At 73.1% G+C, this 21057-nt stretch carries 21 protein-coding genes; 5 read left to right on the forward strand and 16 right to left on the reverse strand.

The genetic code is table 11. The features are described 5' to 3' along the window. Window positions 1–3: 3 nt before the first annotated feature. The 7 genes from C1701_RS06215 to C1701_RS06245 form a co-directional block, all read right to left on the reverse strand. Window positions 4–1647, reverse strand: coding sequence for an HAAS signaling domain-containing protein (locus C1701_RS06215; protein WP_103055667.1), 1644 nt, complete (start codon window positions 1645–1647; stop codon window positions 4–6). A gap of 2 nt (window positions 1648–1649) precedes the next feature. Beyond that, window positions 1650–1970: a PadR family transcriptional regulator gene (locus tag C1701_RS06220; protein WP_026417108.1), complete on the reverse strand. Its 321-nt coding sequence runs from the start codon at window positions 1968–1970 to the stop codon at window positions 1650–1652. A 274-nt stretch (window positions 1971–2244) separates the two neighbouring features. After that, window positions 2245–3165, reverse strand: a complete 921-nt coding sequence (gene mutM, locus C1701_RS06225) for a bifunctional DNA-formamidopyrimidine glycosylase/DNA-(apurinic or apyrimidinic site) lyase (protein WP_103055668.1) — start codon at window positions 3163–3165, stop codon at window positions 2245–2247. Between the two features lie 47 nt (window positions 3166–3212). Beyond that, window positions 3213–3977: a ribonuclease III gene (gene rnc, locus C1701_RS06230; RefSeq protein ID WP_026417110.1), complete on the reverse strand. Its 765-nt coding sequence runs from the start codon at window positions 3975–3977 to the stop codon at window positions 3213–3215. A gap of 24 nt (window positions 3978–4001) precedes the next feature. Continuing rightward, the gene (rpmF, locus tag C1701_RS06235; RefSeq protein WP_016698863.1) at window positions 4002–4184 is read right to left on the reverse strand and encodes a 50S ribosomal protein L32; all 183 of its coding nucleotides are present in this window, start codon (window positions 4182–4184) and stop codon (window positions 4002–4004) included. Between the two features lie 2 nt (window positions 4185–4186). Further along, window positions 4187–4786 carry a YceD family protein gene (locus C1701_RS06240; RefSeq protein ID WP_035273127.1) on the reverse strand — a complete coding sequence of 200 codons (600 nt, stop codon included), beginning with the start codon at window positions 4784–4786 and terminating at the stop codon, window positions 4187–4189. Window positions 4787–4966: 180 nt separating this feature from the next. Next, entirely contained in the window at window positions 4967–5722 is a 756-nt protein-coding gene (locus C1701_RS06245) for a DivIVA domain-containing protein (protein WP_026417112.1), read from the reverse strand. A gap of 365 nt (window positions 5723–6087) precedes the next feature. Here C1701_RS06245 and C1701_RS06250 point away from each other — a divergent pair, with 365 nt between their 5' ends. Next, on the forward strand, window positions 6088–6381 hold the full coding sequence (locus C1701_RS06250; RefSeq protein ID WP_337662165.1) for a GNAT family N-acetyltransferase: 294 nt from the start codon (window positions 6088–6090) through the stop codon (window positions 6379–6381). 175 nt (window positions 6382–6556) lie between these two features. Here C1701_RS06250 and coaD read toward each other — a convergent pair whose 3' ends face one another. The 5 genes from coaD to C1701_RS06275 form a co-directional block, all read right to left on the reverse strand. Further along, a complete protein-coding gene (coaD, locus tag C1701_RS06255; RefSeq protein ID WP_026417114.1) occupies window positions 6557–7051 on the reverse strand; it encodes a pantetheine-phosphate adenylyltransferase in 495 nt (164 codons plus the stop codon). 132 nt (window positions 7052–7183) lie between these two features. Further along, entirely contained in the window at window positions 7184–7744 is a 561-nt protein-coding gene (gene rsmD, locus C1701_RS06260) for a 16S rRNA (guanine(966)-N(2))-methyltransferase RsmD (protein WP_030103989.1), read from the reverse strand. Between the two features lie 78 nt (window positions 7745–7822). Then, window positions 7823–11200: a pyruvate carboxylase gene (locus C1701_RS06265; protein WP_103055670.1), complete on the reverse strand. Its 3378-nt coding sequence runs from the start codon at window positions 11198–11200 to the stop codon at window positions 7823–7825. A 293-nt stretch (window positions 11201–11493) separates the two neighbouring features. Beyond that, window positions 11494–13743 (reverse strand): ATP-dependent DNA helicase RecG, encoded by a 2250-nt coding sequence (gene recG, locus C1701_RS06270; protein ID WP_026417117.1) that lies wholly within the window; start codon window positions 13741–13743, stop codon window positions 11494–11496. A 187-nt stretch (window positions 13744–13930) separates the two neighbouring features. Further along, a complete protein-coding gene (locus C1701_RS06275; protein WP_103055671.1) occupies window positions 13931–15595 on the reverse strand; it encodes a DAK2 domain-containing protein in 1665 nt (554 codons plus the stop codon). 301 nt (window positions 15596–15896) lie between these two features. Between C1701_RS06275 and rpmB the strand changes: the two genes are divergently transcribed. Next, complete coding sequence (gene rpmB, locus C1701_RS06280) at window positions 15897–16088, forward strand: 50S ribosomal protein L28 (protein ID WP_016698642.1); 192 nt, start codon at window positions 15897–15899, stop codon at window positions 16086–16088. 214 nt (window positions 16089–16302) lie between these two features. After that, window positions 16303–17055: an SDR family NAD(P)-dependent oxidoreductase gene (locus C1701_RS06285; RefSeq protein WP_026417119.1), complete on the forward strand. Its 753-nt coding sequence runs from the start codon at window positions 16303–16305 to the stop codon at window positions 17053–17055. An 85-nt stretch (window positions 17056–17140) separates the two neighbouring features. Here the strand turns inward: C1701_RS06285 and C1701_RS06290 are convergent, their stop codons facing one another. The 4 genes from C1701_RS06290 to C1701_RS06305 form a co-directional block, all read right to left on the reverse strand. Then, a complete protein-coding gene (locus C1701_RS06290; protein WP_081715181.1) occupies window positions 17141–17818 on the reverse strand; it encodes a uracil-DNA glycosylase in 678 nt (225 codons plus the stop codon). 75 nt (window positions 17819–17893) lie between these two features. Beyond that, window positions 17894–18415, reverse strand: a complete 522-nt coding sequence (locus tag C1701_RS06295) for a gamma carbonic anhydrase family protein (protein WP_103055672.1) — start codon at window positions 18413–18415, stop codon at window positions 17894–17896. A 64-nt stretch (window positions 18416–18479) separates the two neighbouring features. Further along, window positions 18480–18980, reverse strand: coding sequence for a GNAT family N-acetyltransferase (locus C1701_RS06300; protein ID WP_026417123.1), 501 nt, complete (start codon window positions 18978–18980; stop codon window positions 18480–18482). An 81-nt stretch (window positions 18981–19061) separates the two neighbouring features. Then, window positions 19062–20027, reverse strand: a complete 966-nt coding sequence (locus tag C1701_RS06305) for a thiamine-phosphate kinase (RefSeq protein WP_026417124.1) — start codon at window positions 20025–20027, stop codon at window positions 19062–19064. Window positions 20028–20129: 102 nt separating this feature from the next. On the opposite strand from C1701_RS06305, the gene C1701_RS06310 reads away from it, so the two are divergent. Both C1701_RS06310 and C1701_RS06315 read left to right on the forward strand, forming a co-directional pair. Next, window positions 20130–20363 (forward strand): Lrp/AsnC family transcriptional regulator, encoded by a 234-nt coding sequence (locus C1701_RS06310; protein WP_026417125.1) that lies wholly within the window; start codon window positions 20130–20132, stop codon window positions 20361–20363. 49 nt (window positions 20364–20412) lie between these two features. Then, a complete protein-coding gene (locus C1701_RS06315; protein ID WP_337662166.1) occupies window positions 20413–20988 on the forward strand; it encodes a DUF3515 domain-containing protein in 576 nt (191 codons plus the stop codon). Window positions 20989–21057 lie beyond the last annotated feature (69 nt).

Genomic DNA, 21057 nt, shown 5'->3' on the forward strand with positions numbered 1-21057 from the left:
AGGTCAGGGCGCCTCGACGTCCCCCGTCCCGGGCTCCCCGGAGGACGGCGACCGGCGGTCGTCCTCGGGTCGTGCGTCTCGCCCGGAGCCCTCGTCGTCCTCGGGCCGCGCACCACTCCCCGACCCCCCGTCCTCCTCGGCCGGGTCGTCGGTGGCCAGGGGGCCGTCCTCGGGGTCGCCGTCCACCGCGGTCCCCTCGTCGCTGGTTCCCACCGGTTCGTCCCCGTCCTCGTCGGCGGAGGGAGCGTCCTCCGACGCCCCCGGCCCGCCGGTCGCCCCGGCGCCCTGTTCCTCCCGGTCGTCGTCGGCCCCGCTCACCTCGGAGTTCGCGGGCGCGTGGGGCACGTCGGGGATGATGGCGGCGGGCCGGTCGACGGGCCGTTCCACGCACTCCCCGTGGAGCAGGATCTCCACCTCGGGACGGGGGAAGAGGTTGTCCCACGACCGCTCCGACCACCCGTACCTGGTGCAGTACTCCCTGGCGAGCTCGATCGGGTTCCCGCTCCCGTCGAACAGGTACACCTCGTCGAGCAGCTCACCGTTCCGGTCGAAGGGCAGGATGTTGCCCGACTCCGGGAGAACCCACCCGGCGCTCTGCTGGTGGCTGGCGTGCTGGATCGGCGTGCTCGGCGACGGGTTCACCGCCACGGCCAGCAGGCCGCAGAACAGCCCGACCGCCAGCCCGTTCAGCGGAGCCGCCACCCAGCACAGCCGCCGGTCGCGCTTCGACCGTTCGCCCAGCACGACCGAGAGCGGCAACAGCAGCGCGGTCGCGACCAGGACGCCGAGCACACCGGACCCGGTCAGTACCGCTCCCGCCCAGCCCAGGAGCACCGCACGGATCAGCCACCACCCCGGCTGCAGCCTCACGGCGAAGGCGGCCACGGGGGAGAAGGAGGAGGAGGCCGCGGCGGCGAGCAGGAGCGCTCCCCGCCGGGCGGCGGGGGTGTCACGGGCCGAGGGCACCTCGGGTTCCTGCCTGGCCAGCCAGCGAACCGGGAGCGCCCCCAGCAGGGCGCCCACCGCGGTCAGGACGCCCATCAGTTCCGGTTCGGTCGGTCCCGCGACCCCGGCACCGACGAACACCAGGGTGGCGAGGGCTCCGGACAACAGGGCGAGCGACGCCGGGGACGGCCCCCGCCGCGACTCGTCCGGCCCCCTGGCCGCCGCGCGGGCACGGTACGCGACGACGAGGCGACCGGCCGCGATCCCCAGCCCCGCCAGCAGGACCACGACGAGGAAGATGGCGGTCCACTGGCGGAGGGTGTACCTGTCGAGGAAGAAGGGGATGTCGTGGATGGAGAGGACATCGGTGAGGAACAGGACCAGCACGGTCGCGGCGATCCCGCAGGTCACCAGCGCGAGCCCAGCGGACACCGGCAGCCTCCGCCGTGGGGCGTCCTGGCCGGCGGCGGAGTACCCGCCGGCGGCGAGCAACTCCCGCGCGTAGCGCTCGGGTGGCCCCATCCGGGACTCCAGGCGCTCGGCGTCCACGTCCGGGCCCAGTTCCGCCACGACCTCGGCCAGGTTGAGCTCGACGTCCTCCAGGACCTCCTCGCGTTCGGGCTCCCCCAAGCCGCGCAATCCGGCCGCGACCCGATCCCGGTAGTCGACCGCCGCGGCCGGTAGCTGTGTCCTCGCTGGCACGCTCATTCCTCCTCGACCAGTCGCGCCATGATCCCGGCGAACCGCCGCCAGGTGTCGCCCGACTCCTTCAGCCGGGCCCGCCCGGCGGTGTTCAGGCTGTAGTACTTCCGATGCGGCCCCTCGTCGCTGGGCACGACGTACGAGGTCAACAGACCGGCCTGGTAGAGCCGGCGCAACGTCCCGTAGACCGAGGCGTCCCCCAGCTCGGTCAATCCGGCCGTCCGCAGACGACGCAGGACCTCGTAGCCATAGCCGTCCTCCTCGCGGAGCACCGCGAGCACCGCGAGGTCAAGGACACCCCGTAGCAGCTGACTCGTATCCACGACCGCACCTCCGCTCCGGACACTACCACGCACCGCGCAGTAGTTCGGGCCGGAGAATCGACGGACGGGTTCCCGCGCCACCACGAGGGACGCGAGCACGACGGAGTGCGGGGCAGGGAAGGGAGCGCCGAGCTGGGCCGCGCTCAGCTCACCTCGGGAACCGCGCGGTCACAGCCGGGGCCCCGTCCACGCGGGGGCGAGCGAGGCACGGTGAACCACGGGCGCCGCGCGACACCGGAGAGCGCAAGGCCGGCAACTTCGCTGGGGACCCGCGTCAGAAGTGGGCGTCGGCCGGCACCGGTTGGCAGGCCGGGCAGGAGAAGGAGGAGCGGTTCATGAACGGGTCGCGGCGGACGGCGGCCCCACACCGGCGGCAGGGGCGGTCCTCCTGCCCGTACACCGCCAAGGTCCGGTCGAAGTAGCCGGACTGACCGTTGACGTTGACGTACAGCGCGTCGAAGGAGGTTCCGCCGGCGGCGAGCGCCGCCCGCATCACCCGCGCCGCCTCGTCCAACACCCGACGGCAGTCGGCGGCGGACAGCACCGAGGTCGGGTACGCCCAGTGCAGCCCGGCCCGCCACAGCGCCTCGTCCGCGTAGATGTTGCCCACACCCGACACCAGCGTCTGGTCGAGCAGGGCGCGTTTGATCCCGGTACGACGCCGTTGGATCGCCGACACGGCGGCGTCCAGGTCGAAACGGGGGTCCATCGGGTCACGCCCGATGTGGGACAACGGCACCGGGAGCGACTCGCCGTCCACGGCCACCGTCTCGGCGAGGAAGAGACCGCCGAAGGTCCGCTGGTCGACGAAACGCAGTTCCGGCCCGCCATCGGCGAAACGGAACCGGACACGCAGGTGCTTCTCGTCCGGGGCGGCCCCGTCCTTGACCAACAGCTGCCCGCTCATCCCGAGGTGGACCAGCATGGCCGTGGTCGCGTCGGCCCGGACGGCGGTACCCGCGAGCTCCGACCCGGTCACGGAGTCGGCCTCGTCCAGTTCCAGCCACAGGTACTTGCCACGCCGCCTCGCGGCGGCCAGCACGGCCCCGGTGAGCCGCCCCTCGAAGTCCGCTGGCCCCGGCAGGTGCCGGCGGACCGCCCTGGGGTGCAGCACCTCGACCTCGGACACCCGGCGGCCGACCGCGTGCTCGGCGACACCCCGCCGGACGACCTCCACCTCGGGCAGCTCTGGCACGCGACACGTCTCCCGGTCCTGGGCGGCGACCCCGCCGGACCAGCGGGTCAGTCCCCGTCGGTCGGCTCGGCGCCGGCGCCCTCGTCCTCGCCGCGCAGCTGGTCCGAGAGCAGCCGCCACGCGGCCTCGGCCGAGCGCTGCTCGGCTTCCTTCTTCGTGCGGCCCACACCACTGCCGGAGGGTTTCCCAGCCACCAGAACAGTGGCCGTGAACTCCTTGCGGTGGTCCGGACCTTCCTCCTCGACGCGGTACTCGGGCACCCCGAGACCCGCGGCGGCGGTCAGCTCCTGAAGGCTGGTCTTCCAGTCCAGGCCGGCGCCACGCAGCGGCGCCTCCTCGAGGAGCTGGTCGAACATGCGGTGCACGGTCTGCCTGGCGATCTCGATGCCGTGTTGCAGGTACACCGCGCCCAGCACCGCCTCCAGGCCGTCGGCCAGGATGCTCGCCTTGTCGCGCCCGCCGGTCAGCTCCTCACCCCGGCCGAGCAACAGGTGGGCACCCAGCCCACCCTCGCCCAGCTGCCGGGCCACGCTGGCCAGGGCCTGCATGTTGACCACGCTCGCGCGCAGCTTCGCGAGCTGCCCCTCGGGCAGCTCCGGATGCCTGCGGTAGAGGTGATCGGTGATCACCAACCCGAGCACCGCGTCGCCCAGGAACTCCAGCCGCTCGTTCGGCGGCAGCCCCCCGTTCTCGTAGGCGTACGACCGGTGCGTCAGAGCCAGCGTCAACAGCTCGGCGTCGAGCTCGACGCCGAGCGCGTTCAACAGCAGGGCTGGGTCCACCGACCGGCCCCTGTCTGCCTTTCCCCCCACGAACTACTCGTCGGCTGACAGCGGTCAGGCCGGACGAGCGACCTGACGGCCGTCGTAGGTGCCGCACTCGGGGCAGACGACATGCGGCAGCTTCGGCTGGCGGCAGGTGCGGTTGGAGCAGGCGACCAGGGTCGGCGCGGTGGTCTTCCACTGGGCGCGACGGGAGCGCGTGTTGGACCGCGACATCTTGCGCTTCGGGACGGCCACGGCTAGTTCTCCTCTGGTTTGTCTTCTTGGCCGCTGGTCCGCTCCAGCAGAGCGGCCCAGCGAGGGTCAATCGTCTCATGGCGGTGGCCGGGCTCGAGTTCGGCCCATCTCCGACCGCATTCCACGCACAGACCCTGGCAGGTCTCCGCGCACAGCGGAGAGGATGGTAGCGAAAGCAGCAGCGCGTCCCGGACGACGGGTTCCAGGTCGACGAGTTCGTCCACCATCCGCGAGACCTCGTCGGGGTCCGTGCTCTGTTCGGTGGCGCTGTCCGGGTAGGCGAACAGTTCGGTGATCTCCACCTCGACCGAGTCCTCGATGGGCTCCAGGCACCGCGAGCACTCACCGGTCAGCGGCGCGCTCGCCGTCCCCGCGACGAGGACGCCCTCCATCACGGAGTCGACGCGCACGTCGAGGGTGATCTCCTCGCCCCTCGGAACCCCGATCATGTCGAGCGAGAAGCTGTCCGGCGCGGGGATGGAGCGGTGGTAGCGCCGGCTCATGCCAGGGCGTCGACCGACATCACGGGTGTCGATCACCCAGGGCCCGGTCGGCAGCGCGCCGCCACCGGAGGAGGAACGGGATACGGGTTTCTGCGACATAGTGGTTGCCATCATGCACGTAGTCGGGTCGGGTCGGTTGCCGACCGTCCAGCGTACCGCCGCCGAGGGTGCCAGGGCCAGGTCCCGGCGCGGGCGAACGACCTGGTGGCCGGGGCCGTCGGGCCCGCAGACGAGCGGACCGGGCTCCCGTGGGGGCGCGCCGAGGAGCGGCGGGGGTGCTCAGTTCGAGACCGTGGGTGTGTTCTGCTCCCAGTCGGAGGGCCCCCGGTCCCAGTCCCCGTAGTCGAAGCTGGTGCGCGAGGGAGCCCGCAGCTGCTGGCGCCCCTTGCCCACCGTCCGCAGGGTCCGGTTGAGGAGTTCCTCGAAGTCGGCGAGCTTGGCGTCGACGTAGGCGTCGCACTCCGACCGCAGGCGTTCCGCCTCGGTGTTGGCGCGGTCCACGATCTGCGTCGACTCCACGTGCGCCGCGTGCACGACCTCGGTCTGGGAGACCAGCCGGGACTGCTCGGCCTGCCCCTCGGACACCGCCTGCTCATAGGCGGCCCGGCCGGCCTGGATCATCCGGTCGGCCTCCGAGCGGGCCCTGGCCACGTACTCCTCGTACTCGTGGTTGCCGGCCTTGACGACCATGTCCGACTCGGAGTGGGCCTCGGCGAGCATCCGTTCCGCCCGCATCCGGGCCTCGGTGACGAGGCGGTCGGCCTCGGCGCGAGCCTCGGCGAGGGTCTGCTCGGCCTCGGCCCTGGCGGTCTCCACCGACTGCTGGGCGCCCTGGGTGGCCTCGTTGACGATCTGGTCGCGGTGGTCGAGGACGTCCTGCGCGTCGTCGAGCTCGTTCGGCAGGGCATCCCTGACCTCGTCGAGCAGCTCCAGGACATCGCCACGGGGGACGACACATCCCGAGGTCATGGGGACACCGCGAGCGTCCTCGACGATCGTCACCAACTCGTCGAGCGACTCGAACACCCGGTACACGTCTGTCTTCTCCCCAGCGACCCAGTCTGTGATCCAGCGTCCAGTCTGCCCTGACAGGACGCGGATGTCAGGGATGTGGTGGGAATGCGCGTGTCCGATACCGTCCTACCCCCCGAACGGAGCAGTCAGGCGAGTTCGGAGCACCCCGTCGTCGATGAGGAGCAGGAGGACGCCATGTCGTCGTCATCACCGGCCCGGACCCCGGCCACGTCACCGCCGGTGTTCCGCCGAGCCAGGAGCGAGGACCTGCGGCGATCATCGGCCTCCTGGCCGACGACGAACTCGGCGCGGGGAGGGAGGCGCCGGGGGACCCGGTCTACCGAGCCGCGTTCGAGGCCATCGACGCCGACCCCAGGCAGCTCCTGGTGGTCGCCGACCTCGGGGGCGAGGTGGTCGGCACCCTCCAGCTCACCCTCATCAGCGGGCTGTCGCGGCGAGCGGCGACGCGAGCGCAGATCGAGGCGGTGCGCGTGCGGGAGGACCAGCGGGGCGGCGGGTTGGGCAGGGCGCTGCTGGAATGGGCTCTCGACCAGGCGCGGCAGCGGGGGGCCGTCCTGGCCCAGCTCACCACGGATGTCCGGCGGGTGGACGCGCTGCGCTTCTACGAACGGCTGGGTTTCCAGGCCAGCCACCACGGGCTGAAGCTCCCCCTGATCTGACCCGAGGTCCGGGTGCCAGGAACGACCGCTCGCCGGGGCGGCACCTGGTCGTCGCCGCGTCGGGACCGTCGCCGGCACCTCCCGGTGGGCGGTGTCGCCCACGACCGCCGTCGCGGTGGGGCGGCGCCGTTCCGGGGGCAGCGCCTCGGCGTCGCCCCGCACGGCGCACCGGTGGTCAGTCGCGCTGCGCCGCCCGCTCGGCGAACCGTGCCCGCAGCCGGCGGTCCACCTTCGGCGGCACCAGCGGGGAGACGTCCCCGCCGTAGGCGGCGACCTCCTTGACCAGCGAGCTGGCCAGGAAGCTGTAGAGGGGGTTCGTCGGCATGAACAGGGTGTCGACCCCGGAGAGCCGCTGGTTCATCTGAGCCATCTGGAGCTCGTAGTCGAAGTCGCTGACCGCGCGCAGTCCCTTCACGATGGCCTTGATGTCGTGCTCCTTGCAGTAGTCGACCAGCAGGCCGGGCCAGGAGTCGATCCTCACGTTCGGCCAGCGCGCGGTCTCCTCGCGGAGCATCTCCATCCGCTCCTCGACGCTGAACAGGCGGTGCTTGCTCGTGTTGTAGAGGACCGCGACATGGACCTCGTCGAACAGCCCGGCGGCCCGTTCCACGATGTCCAGGTGGCCGTTGGTCACCGGGTCGTACGAGCCTGGGCAGACGGCACGTCTCATGGGCCGGACGCTAGCAGCAGGAACCGGGGAAACCCCGGTTCCCGACCGCAGGGTGATCGGCATCACCTCCGCCGAGGACGGGCCGCCCGGGCCGCCGGGCGACGCGGGGGCGCCCCGACCCCCTCGGCGCCCTCAGCCGTCCCGTTCGGCCCAGTACAGCACCGTGTCGCCGTACTTCGCGGCGCGGAGGGCGCGGTGGTCGGCCGGCCACTCCGGTTCGGGCGAACGCGCCGCGCGCTCGATGACGAGCAGCCCCTCGGGGACCAGCCAGCCGCCGGCCGCGAGCGCGGCCAGGGTCGCGTTCAGGTCGCCGGGCGGGAGGTCGTAGGGCGGGTCGGCCAGGACCAGGTCGTAGCCCTCGGCAGGTGGACCGGCCAAGGCCGCCGGCACGGTGCCCAGCACCACCTCCGACCTCGCCCGCAACCCGAGGTCGGCGACGTTCCGCCGGAGCACGTCCGCCGCACGCCGGTTGGCCTCCACGAAGGTCACGTGCTCGGCGCCCCGGGACAACGCCTCGAGCCCCAGCGCTCCACTGCCCGCGTAGAGGTCGAGGACCCGGGCTCCCTCCAGTTCCATCCGAGCGGCGAGCGCGCTGAAGAGCGCCTCCCGCACCCGTTCCGAGGTGGGTCGGGTCCCCCTGGGCGGAACCGCGATCCGCCTACCTCCGACTGTTCCGGCGACGATCCTGGTCACCGGCCCATCATCGCCGGCCGGGCTCGCCGCTCCCGGCCGGGGCCGGCCCGGGTGCGCCGGGTCCGGCCCCGCCGCCGGTCACGACAGCTCGATCAGCAGGTCGCCCCCTTCGACCTGCTGCACCCCGCCGATGGCGAGCCGACGGACCGTTCCGCCCTTCGGGGCGGTGATGCCAGCCTCCATCTTCATCGCCTCGATGGTCGCGACGGTCTGACCGGCCTCGACGGTGTCGCCCTCGACGACCGAGACCGTCACGACCCCGGAGAACGGCGCCGCGACGTGACCGGGGTTCCCCCGGTCCGCCTTCTCCGCGGCGGGCATGTCCGAGGCGATGGACCGGTCCCGGACCTGGATGGGCCGCAGCTGCCCGTTGAGGGTGGCCATCACGGTCCGCATGCCGCGCTCGTCGGCCTCGCCGATCGCCTCCAGGTGGATGAACAGCCGGACACCGCGTTCCAGGTCGACCGAGTACTCCTCGCCCGGGCGCAGGCCGTACAGGAAGTCCTTGGTCCGCAGGACGCTGGTGTCACCGAACGCCTCGCGGTGCTGGGCGAACTCCTTCGCCGGCCCGGGGAACAGCAGCCGGTTCAACGTCGTCCTCGGGTCCGAGTCCAACCCGGCCCGGTCCTCCTCGGTGAGATCCACCACCGGGCGGGGCTCGGCGCGGCCCGCCAGCGCCTTGGTCCGGAAGGGCTCCGGCCACCCGCCGGGCGGATCGCCCAGCTCTCCGCGCAGGAACCCGACGACCGAGTCCGGGATGTCGAACCGCTGCGGGTCGGCCTCGAACTCGGCCGGGTCGACACCCGCCCCCACCAGGTGCAGGGCGAGGTCCCCGACCACCTTGGAGGAGGGGGTGACCTTGACCAGGTGGCCCAGGATCCGGTCGGCGGCCGCGTAGGTGGCCTCGATCTCCTCGAACCGGTCGCCGAGCCCGAGGGCGATGGCCTGTTGCCGCAGGTTCGACAGCTGCCCACCCGGGATCTCGTGCCGGTACACCCGCCCGGTCGGGGACGGGAGCCCCGACTCGAACGGCTGGTAGACGCGGCGCACGGCCTCCCAGTAGGGCTCGAGGTCGCAGACCGCCCGCAGGTCGAGGCCGGTCGACCGCTCGGTGTGGTCTGTCGCGGCGACGATGGCGGACAACGGGGGTTGGGAGGTCGTGCCAGCCATCGAGGCCGCGGCCCCGTCCACCGCGTCGACCCCGGCGTGGACGGCCGCCAGCAGGGTGGCGAGCTGCCCGCCCGGGGTGTCGTGGGTGTGCAGGTGCACCGGCAGGTCGAACTCGCGTCGCAGCGCCGAGACCAGGGTCGCCGCCGCCGGTGGGCGCAACAGCCCCGCCATGTCCTTGACCGCCAGGACGTGCGCCCCCGCCGCCACGATCTGCTCGGCGAGCCGGAGGTAGTAGTCCAGCGTGTAGAGGCGCTCACCCGGGTCCGAGAGGTCACCGGTGTAGCAGAGTGCGACCTCGGCCACGGCGGAACCGGTCTCCCGCACCGCGTCGATCGCCGGCCGCATCTGGCCCACGTCGTTGAGCGCGTCGAACACCCGGAAGATGTCGATGCCGGTGGCGGCGGCCTCCCGGACGAAGGCGTTGGTCACGTCCGTCGGGTACGGCGTGTACCCCACGGTGTTCCGTCCCCGCAGCAGCATCTGGAGGCAGACGTTGGGCACGGCCTCCCGCAGCGCGGCCAGCCGCTCCCAGGGGTCCTCGGAGAGGAACCGCAGGGCCACGTCGTAGGTGGCTCCGCCCCAGGCCTCCAGGGAGAGCAGCCGCGGGGTCATCCTGGCCACGTGGGGAGCGACGGCGACCAGGTCCCGGGTCCGGACCCGGGTGGCCAGCAGCGACTGGTGCGCGTCCCGGAAGGTCGTGTCGGTGACCGCGACCGCGTCGGAGGACCGCAGCCACCGGGCGAACCCGACCGGCCCCAACTCGGCCAGCCGCTGCCGGGAACCCGGCGGGGCCGGTTCGGAGAGGTCGGTCTCGGGCAGCTTGTGCGCGGGGTCCAACAGGGACGGCCGCTCCCCGTGCGGACGGTTCACGGTGACGTCGGCGAGGTAGGTCAACAGCCTGGTGCCCCGGTCCGCCGAGTGGCGGGCGGTCAGCAGGTGGGGGCGTTCCTCGATGAAGGAGGTGGTGACCCGGCCCGCCCGGAAGTCCGGGTCGTCGAGGACGGCCTGGAGGAACGGGATGTTGGTCGCGACGCCCCTGATCCGGAACTCGGCGACGGCCCGGCGGGCCCGGGAGACGGCCGTGGGGAAGTCGCGTCCCCGGCAGGAGAGCTTCACCAGCATCGAGTCGAAGTGGGCGCTGATGTTGGTGCCGGCGAAGGTCGTTCCCCCGTCGAGGCGGATGCCCGACCCACCGGGCGAACGGTAGGCGCTGATCAGGCCGGTGTCGGGGCGGAAACCGTTGGTCGGGTCCTCCGTCGTGATCCGGCACTGCAGGGCCGCGCCGCGCAGGCTGACCGTCTCCTGGCTGAGCCCCAGGTCCGCCAGGGTCTCGCCGGAGGCGATCCGGAGCTGGGACTGGACGAGGTCGACGTCGGTGACCTCCTCGGTCACGGTGTGCTCGACCTGGATCCTCGGGTTCATCTCGATGAACACGTGCTCGCCGCGTTCGTCGAGCAGGAACTCCACCGTGCCGGCGTTGACGTAGCCGATCTGCCTGGCGAAGGCGACCGCGTCGGCGCAGATGCGCTCCCGCAGCGCCGGGTCGAGGTTCGGGGCCGGCGCGATCTCGATGACCTTCTGGTGCCGTCGCTGCACCGAGCAGTCCCGCTCGAACAGGTGCATGACCTCACCGGTAGCGTCGGCGAGGATCTGGACCTCGATGTGCCTCGGGTTGACCACCGCCCGCTCCAGGAAGACGGTGGGATCACCGAAGGCGGACTCGGCCTCCCGCATGGCGGCCTCCAGCGCGTCGCGCAGCGCCTCCGGCCGTTCCACCCGGCGCATACCCCGCCCGCCACCGCCCGCCACCGCCTTGACGAACACCGGGAACGTCATGTCCTCCGCCGCGCGGAGGAGGTCCTCGGTGCGCGAGGAGGGCTCCGACGACGCGAGCACCGGCAGGCCGGCGGCGCGGGCCGCCGCGACCGCCCTCGCCTTGTTCCCCGTCAGCTCCAGCACCTGCTGGGTGGGGCCGACGAAGGTGATCCCCGCCTCGGCGCAGGCCCGCGCGAGTTCCGGGTTCTCCGAGAGGAACCCGTAGCCGGGGTAGACGGCGTCGGCGCCCGCCCGGCGCGCGGCCTGCACGATCTCCGGCACGGACAGGTAGGCGCGCACCGGATGGCCGGGCTCGCCGATCTCGTAGGCTTCGTCGGCTTTCAACCGGTGCAGGGAGTTGCGGTCCTCGTGCGGGAAGACGGCCACCGTCTTCGCTCCGAGCTCGTAGCCGGCTCGGAATGCCCGGATCGCGATCTCCCCGCGGTTGGCGACGAGGACCTTCCGAAACATGCGCGCTCCCTCCGATGGGCCAGTGTCGCGAGCAGGGACGTTACCCGCTTCGTCCTACTTTTCGGGAGTGCCGTTCCAGTGGCCAGACGCGGCCGGAGTGGTGCGCCCCCGGCCACCGGCGCGTCGGGGGAACCGGGTGGCGGCGGAGGCGCGTGGTCGGGGACCGTGCTGGTCCCACCTCCCGTGACGCCCTGGTCAGGGCCCCGGTCGGCGGGCGGCGTCCCGCCCGGTCTGGCGGGCTCGTCGCCCGGGTGGTGGGGCGGTCGCCCACCCGAGGTCGGGGTGCGGCGAGCTCAGGTCTTCTGGAGGTACTCGGCCCGTTCGTCGTCGACCATCGCCGCGACCAGCCGGGCCAGCCCGGGGTGGTGGGTGAGGTGCGGGTCCTCCCCCACCAGCCGTTCCGCCTCGCCCCGCGCCTCGGCGATGAGGTCCTCGTCCGAGATCAGGGACAGCAACCGCAGGGTCGAACGGCGGCCGGACTGGGAGACGCCGAGGATGTCGCCCTCCCGACGCAGTTCCAGGTCCAGGCGGGCGAGTTCGAACCCGTCGGTGGTGGAGGCGACCGCGTCCAGTCGCTGCATGGTCGAGGTGCCGGACGGTGCCTCGCTGACCAGCAGGCACAGTCCCGGCGCCGAGCCTCGGCCGACGCGGCCCCGCAGCTGGTGCAGCTGGCTGACGCCGAAGCGGTCGGCGTCGAGGATGACCATGACCGTGGCGTTCGGGACGTTGACGCCCACCTCCACGACCGTCGTCGCCACCAGCACGTCGAGCTCGCCGGCGGCGAAGGCCCGCATCGCGGTGTCCTTCTCCTCGGCGGGCAACCTGCCGTGCAGGACCCCGATCCGCAGGCCCAGCAACGGCCCCTCCGCGAGGCGGGGGGCGACGTCGAGCACGGCGACCGGTGGTCGCCGCGCGCCTCCGCCCTCGTCCGGCGGGGCGAGCTCGTCGAGGTCCTCCTCGGCGTCCCCGCCGCGTCTGCCGCCCTGTCCCGCCGTTCCCGCCGCTCCGTCCTCGCCGATGCGGGGGCAGACGACGTAGACCTGGTGGCCGGCGGCGACCTCCTCCCGCACCCGCTGCCACGCCCGGTCCAGCCAGGACGGTTTCTCCGCCACCGGCACGACCGAGGTGCTGATCGGGGAGCGCCCGCTGGGGAGTTCCCGCAACGCGGACACCTCCAGGTCGCCGTACACGGTCATCGCGACCGTCCGGGGGATCGGGGTGGCGGTCATCACCAGCAGGTGCGGGCTGGTCCCGCTGTCGTCCCTGCTGCGCAGCGCGTCACGCTGTTCCACCCCGAACCGGTGCTGCTCGTCGACCACCAGCAACCCGAGGTCGGCGAACCGCACGCGGTCCTGGATGAGGGCGTGGGTCCCGACGACGATGCCGGCGGCGCCGGACACCGCGTCCAGGAGGGCCTGCCTGCGCTTCGCGGCGGGCAGGGAACCGGTGAGCAGGGTGAGCCGGGTGGCGTGCTCAGGGGCGCCCAGCTCGCCCTCGGACGCCAGGTCTCCGAGCAGTTCCGCCAGCGACCTGGCGTGTTGGGCGGCGAGCACCTCGGTCGGGGCCAGCAGCGCCGCCTGCCGACCGGCGTCCACCGCCTGGAGCATCGCCCGCAGGGCCACCACCGTCTTGCCCGACCCCACCTCGCCCTGGATCAGCCGGTTCATGGGGTGCCGGGCGGCGAGGTCCTGGGCGACCGCGCCACCCACCTCCCGCTGCCCCGCCGTCAGCGTGAACGGGAGCCGCTCGTCGAAGGCGGCCAGCAGGCCGTCGCCGACCGGGGGGCACGGCGGGGCGGGCCGCTCCTCGACGAGGTGCCGACGTCCCACCAGCGCGAGCTGGACGGCCAGGGCCTCGTCCCACTTGAGCCGCTTCCTGGCGACCGCCAGCTCCCGGTGGTCGGCGGGCCGGTGGATGCGCCGGATGGCCTCCTCGAAGCCCAGCAGGTGGTGCCGGCGGCGGAGGTCGGCGGGCAACGCGTCCTCGCTCCCCTCCCACACGTCCAGCACCTGGCGGACGCAGCGGGCGATGGACCAGGAGGGGAGCCCCTGGGCCGCCGGGTAGACGGGGATCAGCGCGGCGGCGAACTCCTCGGCCGCCGCCTGTTCGTCGCCGTCGGCTCCCCCGGCCTCGGGAACCCCGATCAGCTGGTACTCGGGGTTGGCGAGTTGGAGCGCCCCCCGATAGCTGGTGACCTTCCCCGCGAAGAGCCCGCGCCGGCCCGGGAGCAGCTCGCGTTCGCGCCAGGCCTGGTTGAAGAAGGTGCAGTTCAGGGTGCGTTGCCCGTCGGTGATCCTGACCTCGAGGATCGTCCCGCGCCGCGAGCGCATGGTGCGCCTGTTGACCCGGTCGACCTGGGCCAGGACGGTGGCGTGCTCGTCGGTCTCCAGCCCGGCGATGCGCGTCAGCTCGCCGCGCTCGGCGTACCGCCGAGGGAAGTGGTAGAGCAGGTCACCGACGGTGCCGATCCCCAGCGCCGTCTCCAGGGCCTTGGCGGTCTTGGCCCCGAGCAGGGGCTCCAGCGGGGCGTCCATCGAGGTCACTGTCCCACCTCCCGCCGACACCACCGTGACGAGGTGCCCGGTGGTCGCCGCCGCGTCCGACCAGCGCCGGCGACCTCGGCGGAACGCCGTCCCGGCGGCCGGCGGGCGCCGGGGACCCGTGCTGCCCGGGGACGCCCGAAGGCGCCGGCAGCGGAGGCCGAGCCGGTGGTGGTCGGGCGGGCCGGGGTCATTCGACACCCACCAGGAGGATCGCGTCCGGGACCCGCACGTCGTACCCGGTCAACTCCACCTCCGGGTGGTCCGCCCGCAGCCGCCCGGTGATCGAACCGAGCAGCGTGGGGGGCGCGTCCTGTCCGGTCAGGGCGGTCACGATCTCCGCTCCGTTGGTCAACATGCGGTCCAGCAGCCGGGCGGCGGCGGAGGGGACATCGTCGGCGATGAGCACGACCTCGCCGTCCACCAATCCCAGCACGTCTCCCGGTTCGCAGCGACCGACCCAGGTCAGGGCGGCACGCCTGGCCACCATGAGTTCTCCCCTCCTGGTCGCGGCGGCGGCCTCGGCCATGCTGACCGCGTCATCGGCGGGACGTCGACCGGGGTCGTGGACCGCGAGCGCCGCGAGGCCCTGCACCGGGGAGGCGGTGGGTACGACCACCACCTCCCGGCCCCGTTCCCAGGCCCGGCCGGCCGCCTGCTCCACGGTTGCCGTCAACCCCCGGCCGTTGGGCAGCAGCACGACGTGCCGGGCGCCCGCCTCGAGCAGCGCGTCATCCAGTGCGGCGTCCAGCTCGGGCCCCGCGCTGTTCCCCGGCACCACGACAGCCCCCTCCGCCCGGAAGAGCTCAGCCAGCCCCTCACCGGCCACGACCGCGACCACCGCCCTGCCCTCGGTGACGCCGGACGTCGACGTCGGCGCGCCGGCCCCGGCGGCCGCCGCCCCGGAGGCCGTCACCAGACGACGGACCCGCACCCGGTGTGGTCGACCCAGCTCGATGCCACGCTCGACGGCGGCGCCGACGTCCGCGCAGTGCACGTGCACCGCCCAGTGGCCCGCGCCGTCCCCGGCCACCGACACGCAGTCCCCGATCGCGGTGAGCGCCACGCGCAGCTCGGCCACGCGGTCCTCGTCGGAGTCCGCCAGCAGGTACATCACCTCGTGGTCGTAGTCATCCCCGAGCTCGTCCGCGTCGGGAGCGGCCCCTCGGGTCGTGGAGTCGCCGGAGCCGGTGCGCAGCGGAACGCGGGACAACGCGTCCCGCCTGGCGCCGTCCGCGCTCGGTGGCCGGTCCTCGACCAGCGCCAACAGGGCGTCGAGGATCACCAGGACACCGCAGCCACCGGCGTCCACCACTCCGGTGGCGGCGAGCGCGTCCTGCTGCCCGGGGGTCGCCAGCAGCGCCCGTTCCGCTCCCGCCACCGCCGCCGCGAGCACGTCGAGCAGGGTGTTCCCCGAGGAGGTCTCCACGGCCTCGACGCACCCGGCCAGCACGGTGAGCATCGTGCCAAAAGCGGGTTCGGTCACGGCTGTCCTCGCGACCCTCTCCACGCCGGCCAGGGCGCGCGCCATCCGAGGCGCGTCGACCAGGTCGAGGTCCCGAACCGCCTCGGCGAGCCCTCGCAGCATCTGGGACAGGATGACGCCGGAGTTGCCCCGCGCGCCGAGCAACGCGCCGGTGGCCAGGGCGGACGCCACCTCGCCGAGGGTGGCCCCGCCGGGCAGGGGGGCGACCCGCTCCGAGGCGGCGCGCATCGTGTTCAGCAGGTTGGTGCCGGTGTCGGCGTCCGGGACGGGGAACACGTTGATGCCGTCGATCCGCTCCCGGTGGATCTCCAACGCGGCGACACAGTCCTCCGCCCACCTCCGGAGTAACAGCACGTCCAGGTTCCGCACCGAGGAGCTCCTCCGCTTCCACCGTCCCGGCCCGTCGCGGGGACCGGGAAACTGGGCTCGGTCTTACACCATCCTCGCCGGCTCCTCACCTCCGCGCCCCCGCCCGGCCGGCGGGCGTTTCCCCGGGGTGCCCCAGCTTCGGTGCTGGCCACCCGGCCCTGGTGCGGCGGGGTCCCGGTTTGGAGCCGCTCGCGGACAGCGGTTAACCTGTTGTGGTTGCCCGGCCCGGCCCGGGTTCTCATATCGCCTCCGGCGGCACGACCGCCGGGAGCGCGCGTACCCAACGTAAGGAGTGTCTGACGTGGCTGCCGTCTGCGACGTCTGTGGCAAGGGGCCGGGCTTCGGCAAGTCGGTCTCGCACTCGCACCGCCGTACCAACCGTCGGTGGAACCCGAACATCCAGACCGTGCACGCGAAGGTGGGCGTCTCCCAGCGCCAGCGCCTGAACGTGTGCACCGGCTGCCTGAAGGCAGGCAAGGTCGTTCGCGGCTGACAGGCCGAGTGCTCGACGGGAGCCCGGAACTCGGACGTGCCAACGTCGGAGTTCCGGGCTCCCGCGCGTCCGGGGGGTGGGTGGGGGCCGGCGCGCTCCGCCTCCAGCGCCCGCCCAGGCCAGGCGGTCCCAGGTCCCCGGCTCCGGCCCTGCGCCGTCGTCGCTTCGCTGTTACACAGGTGGGCAGCGGTCCCGACCGGTCGGAGGGCAGGCCATGCGGTTCGAGAACAGGGTCGTGTTCGTCACGGGCGGGGCCTCGGGCCTCGGGCTCGCCATCGCCAGCCGGTTCGGCGCGGAGGGCGCCCGGGTCGTCATCGCCGACATCGCGCTGGACGCGGCCAGGGAGGCCGCGCGGAGCGTGGGTGACGCGACCGCCGTCCGGGTGGACGTGTCCGACCCGGAGTCGGTGCGGCAGGGGTTCGAGCACGTGCTCGCCGAGGAGTTGCGGGTGGACGTGGTCGTCAACAACGCCGGCATCGACGGGGAACAACGCATCACGCACGAACACCCGCTGGAGAACTGGCGCCGGGTGATGGCGATCAACGCGGACGGGGCGTTCCACACCCTGCGCTACGGGCTGGACGCCCTGCTGCGCTCCGGCGGTGGCTCGGTGGTGAACATGGCCTCGACCGCCGGGCTGACGGCGTTCCCGAACATCCCCGCGTACACGGTCGCCAAGGCCGGGTTGGTGGGCCTCACCAGGGCGACGGCGATCGAGTACGCGGACCGGCACATCCGGGTGAACGCGGTCGCGCCGACGATGGTGCTCACGGCCCTGGTGGAGAACTTCATCGAGAACGCGGAGGACCCGGCGGCGATGCGGGCCCAGCTGACGGGGATGAACCCGCTCCCGGGTGCGCCGGAGCCGGCCGACGTCGCGGCGGCGGTCGCGTTCCTCGCCTCGGAGGAGGCCCGGTTCATCACGGGCGTGACCCTGCCCGTCGACGGCGGTTACACCGCCCGCTGAGCGCCGGCAGCCGGCGAGGACGCCGGCCGGCGGGCCGCACCGCCGTCCCGCGCACCCGGTCTCGGACCGCGCCGGGAACGCCCGGTCAGGGCAGCTTCCAGTCCACCGGCTGCGCCCCCTGCTGCTCCAACAGCGCGTTGACCCGGCTGAAGGGACGGGATCCGAAGAAGCCGTAGTGGGCGGAGTTCGGGCTGGGGTGCGGCGACTCCACGCAGGGCACGTCGCCGAGCAGCGGCGCGAGGCTGCGGGCGTCGCGCCCCCACAGCACGGCGACCAGTGGGCCACCCCGCGCGGCCAGGGCGCGGATCGCCTGCTCGGTCACCTGCTCCCAGCCCTTGCCTCGGTGGGAACCGATCCGGCCCGCCTCCACGGTGAGCACCCGGTTCAACAGCAGGACGCCCTGCTGCGTCCACGGGGTCAGGTCTCCGTGGGACGGCTTGGGGTGGCCGAGGTCCGAGACGTACTCCTTGAAGATGTTGTTCAGGCTCGGGGGGAGGGGGCGGGTGTCCTCCGCGACCGAGAAGCTGAGGCCCACGGCGTGGCCGGGACGCGGGTAGGGGTCCTGGCCGACGATGAGCACCCGCACCTCGTCGAAGGGCTGCTGGAAGGCGCGCAGCACGTTCGGCCCCGGCGGGAAGTAGCCCCGTCCGGCGGCGACCTCCTCACGCAGGAAGTTCCCCATTCGGGCGATCTGCTCGGCGACGGGTTCGAGAGCGGCGCTCCACCCGGCTTCGACAACCTCGTTCAACGGACGTCCAACCACGGCCGGGACTCTAGCGATCAGGGCCGACGGCTCCGCGCACCGCCCGGGTGCCCGCCGCCGGAGCGGGGGCGTCGGTCAGTCGAGGCGTCGAAGGCCCTTCCGGTAGCGGGCGGCGTTGCGGACGTACTTCTCCACGACGTGCCGCCACGCCCCGGGGGGAACCTCGCGCTCCGGGCAGATCTTGGCGGGCACGCCGAGCACCATCGCCCGAGGCGGCACGACCATGCCGAAGGGCAGGACGGCGCCCGCTCCCACCACGGCACCGGCTCCGACCTGGGAGCCGTTGAGCACCACCGCGCCGGAGGCCACGAGGGCACCCTCCTCGACCACGGCGCCCTCGATGTGGGCGTTGTGCCCGAGAACGCAGTCCTGCCCGACCAGCGCCGGGTGTTCCTCGGTGCAGTGCACCACCGTGCCGTCCTGCACGTTGCTGCGGTCTCCGATCTCGATCCGGCCGTAGTCGCCGCGCAGGACGGCGCCCGGCCACACGGAGGTCTGCGCGCCGAGCCGGACCTGTCCGATCACGGTCGCGTCGGGGTGGACGAAGGCGGTGGGGTGGATCTCGGGCACGGCGTCGTCCAGGGCGTACACGGTCATCCGGTCGTCCTCCTCGGACTGGCTTCTCGGTCGGCCCCGGGACCGACCCGACCGCTGCTGGCGGTCAGCCGACGGCGGGCAGACCGGCCACGTCGAGGAGGGACTTGGCGAAGCAGCGACTCAGCGGGTGTTCCCGGTAGGTGCCGAAGTTCGGGATGGGCTCGTACCCTTCCGAACGATAGAGGGCCATCGCCTCCGGCTGCTCGGTTCCGGTCTCCAGCACCATCCGGTGGCAGCCGGCGTCGCGTGCGGACACCTCCAGGTAGACCAACAACGACCTGGCGAGACCGCGCCCCCTGGCGTCGGGGAGGACGAACATCCGCTTCAGTTCCGCGTCGTCGGGCCCGACCCCGTCCTCCGCCTCGGCCACCCGCCGCCACCCACCGCAGGCGACCGGTCGGTCGTCGAGGTACCCGACGGCGAACAGCCCGTTGGGCGGGGCGAACTGCGCCGGTTCGACCGGCGTGACGTCCTCCTCCCCGTACCGGACCACGTACTCCCGTTGCACGGCGGCGGTCAGCGTCAGGGAGTCGGGGTGGTCGAAGGCCAGGAGACGAAGCTGCATGCATGTCAGCCTACGTATTTCGACACGCCGTCCACCACGGGCGTTCGGTTGGGCGTGTCCAACCTCCGGCGCCGGTCGTGGTCAGCGCCAGTGCTCCCAGCCGACGGGCCGTTCGTAGGCCCGTCCGTTCACGGTCACCCCGCTGCCCTCCTTGACCGTGCCGACCACGCGCCACCCCGGGGGCAGCGCGGCCGCCGACGGGAAGGTCGCGGCCAGCGCGTGGTCCTCGCCGCCGGTCAGCACCCAGTGCAGGGGATCCGACCCCAGGGCGGAGGCCACGTCGACGAGGCGCTGGTGGACCTCCATCCGCTCCGCCCAGACGTCGATGGCGACCGACGAGCTGACCGCGATGTGCCCGAGGTCGGCCAGGAGCCCGTCGGACACGTCGATCATCGCGGTCGCGCCGGCCAGGGCCGCCTCGGGGCCTGCCTGGTAGGGGGGCTGCGGGCACCGGTGCGCACCGACGACCGTTCCCGGCGAGCGGAAGCCTCGGCTGAGCACGGCCAGGCCGGCGGCCGACCAGCCGAGTCGCCCTCGGACGGCGACCACGTCACCGACCCGGGCGCCCGACCTCGTGACCGGCTCCCTGCCCTGCAGACTCCCTAAGGCGGTGACCGAGATCACAATGCTCCCGGCGGAGACGACGTCACCGCCGACGACACCCACACCCGCCCTGGACGCCTCCTGCCACATGCCCTCGGTCATGCGGTCGGCGATCTCGGCGGTGAGCGTGGGCGGGCAGGCCAGCCCGACGAGCAGCCCGGTGGGAACGGCTCCCATCGCGGCCACGTCGGCGACGTTGACGGCGACCGCCTTGGCCCCGACCTGCTCGGGGCTGGACCAGTCCAGCCGGAAGTGCACCCCCTCGACCAGGACGTCCGTCGACGTCACCACCCGCCCGTCCGGCGCGGCGACCACGGCGGCGTCATCGCCGGGGCCGAGCAGGGTGGTGGACGGTTGCGGCCGACCGCCGGTGATGCGCTCGATGAACCCGAACTCTCCGAGCCCGGCGACCGTGTCCGGGTTCTGCGCCGGTTCCGGCTGCACGCGGACCTCCAAAGTCTCCAAGCCCCGACCGCGTCGGCGGCTGGGGTACCTTGCTGCTCACGTTCCTACCCCGAGCACACTGACGACACGAAGGGGCACGCCGTGGTCAAGGCATACATCCTCATCCAGACCGAGGTCGGCAAGGCAGCCGCGGTGGCTGAGCAGATCTCCGGTATCCCCGGTGTCACGACCGCCGAGGACGTGACCGGCCCCTACGACGTCGTCGTCCGGGCGGAGGCGCCGAACGTGGACGAGCTGGGGCAGCTCGTGGTGGCCAACATCCAGAACGTCCAGGGGATCACCCGCACGCTGACGTGCCCGGTGGTCCGCCTCTGACCCTCCCCCGCCGTGGTCGCGACCCACTCGGCGTGCTGTCATGGATCCCATGTCGGACAAGCCGTCGAGTGGGTTCCCCCGTGCGGTGGTGGTCGTGGCCATCGCGCTGCCCGTCGCGCTGGGTGTCGGCGCCGCCGGCATCGCGATGTCCTCGCCCCCCGTCGAGGAGGCCACCGACGAGTACGACGGACAGGGCCAGCGCCGGACGGGCCCGCTACCGCTCTCCAGCGTTCCCGCTCCCGACGCCGAGTCGGCCGAGTGCGCCGCCCTGCTGGCCGAGCTCCCCGAGGAGACCGTCTCGGCCGGGCAGACCCTGACCGTCCGGGAGCTGATGGATCCCGCCCCGGCCGGCGCGATGGCCTGGGGCAACGCCGACCACGACCCGGTGGTCGTGCGGTGCGGGCTGGGGGCACCGGCCGATCTGGAACCGACCTCCGAGCTGGTGGAGGTCTCGGGTGTCCAGTGGCTGGAGATGCCGGGTGAGGGGATGACGACCTGGGCTGCGGTGGACCGGCCGGTCGGGGTGGCCCTCACGGTGCCGGACGACACGGGAAGCGGCCCCATCCAGGACGTCTCCGAGGCCATCTCCGCCGTGCTGGAAGCGGTCGACGTCGAGGTGGGGTGACCCCGACCTCGGGTGCGGTCCCCCGGGCGGCGGAGCGCCACCGGTGGCGGGCGGCTTGTCCGGGAGGTC

This window comes from Actinoalloteichus sp. AHMU CJ021 (assembly GCF_002895405.1).
Taxonomy (GTDB): domain Bacteria; phylum Actinomycetota; class Actinomycetes; order Mycobacteriales; family Pseudonocardiaceae; genus Actinoalloteichus_B; species Actinoalloteichus_B caeruleus.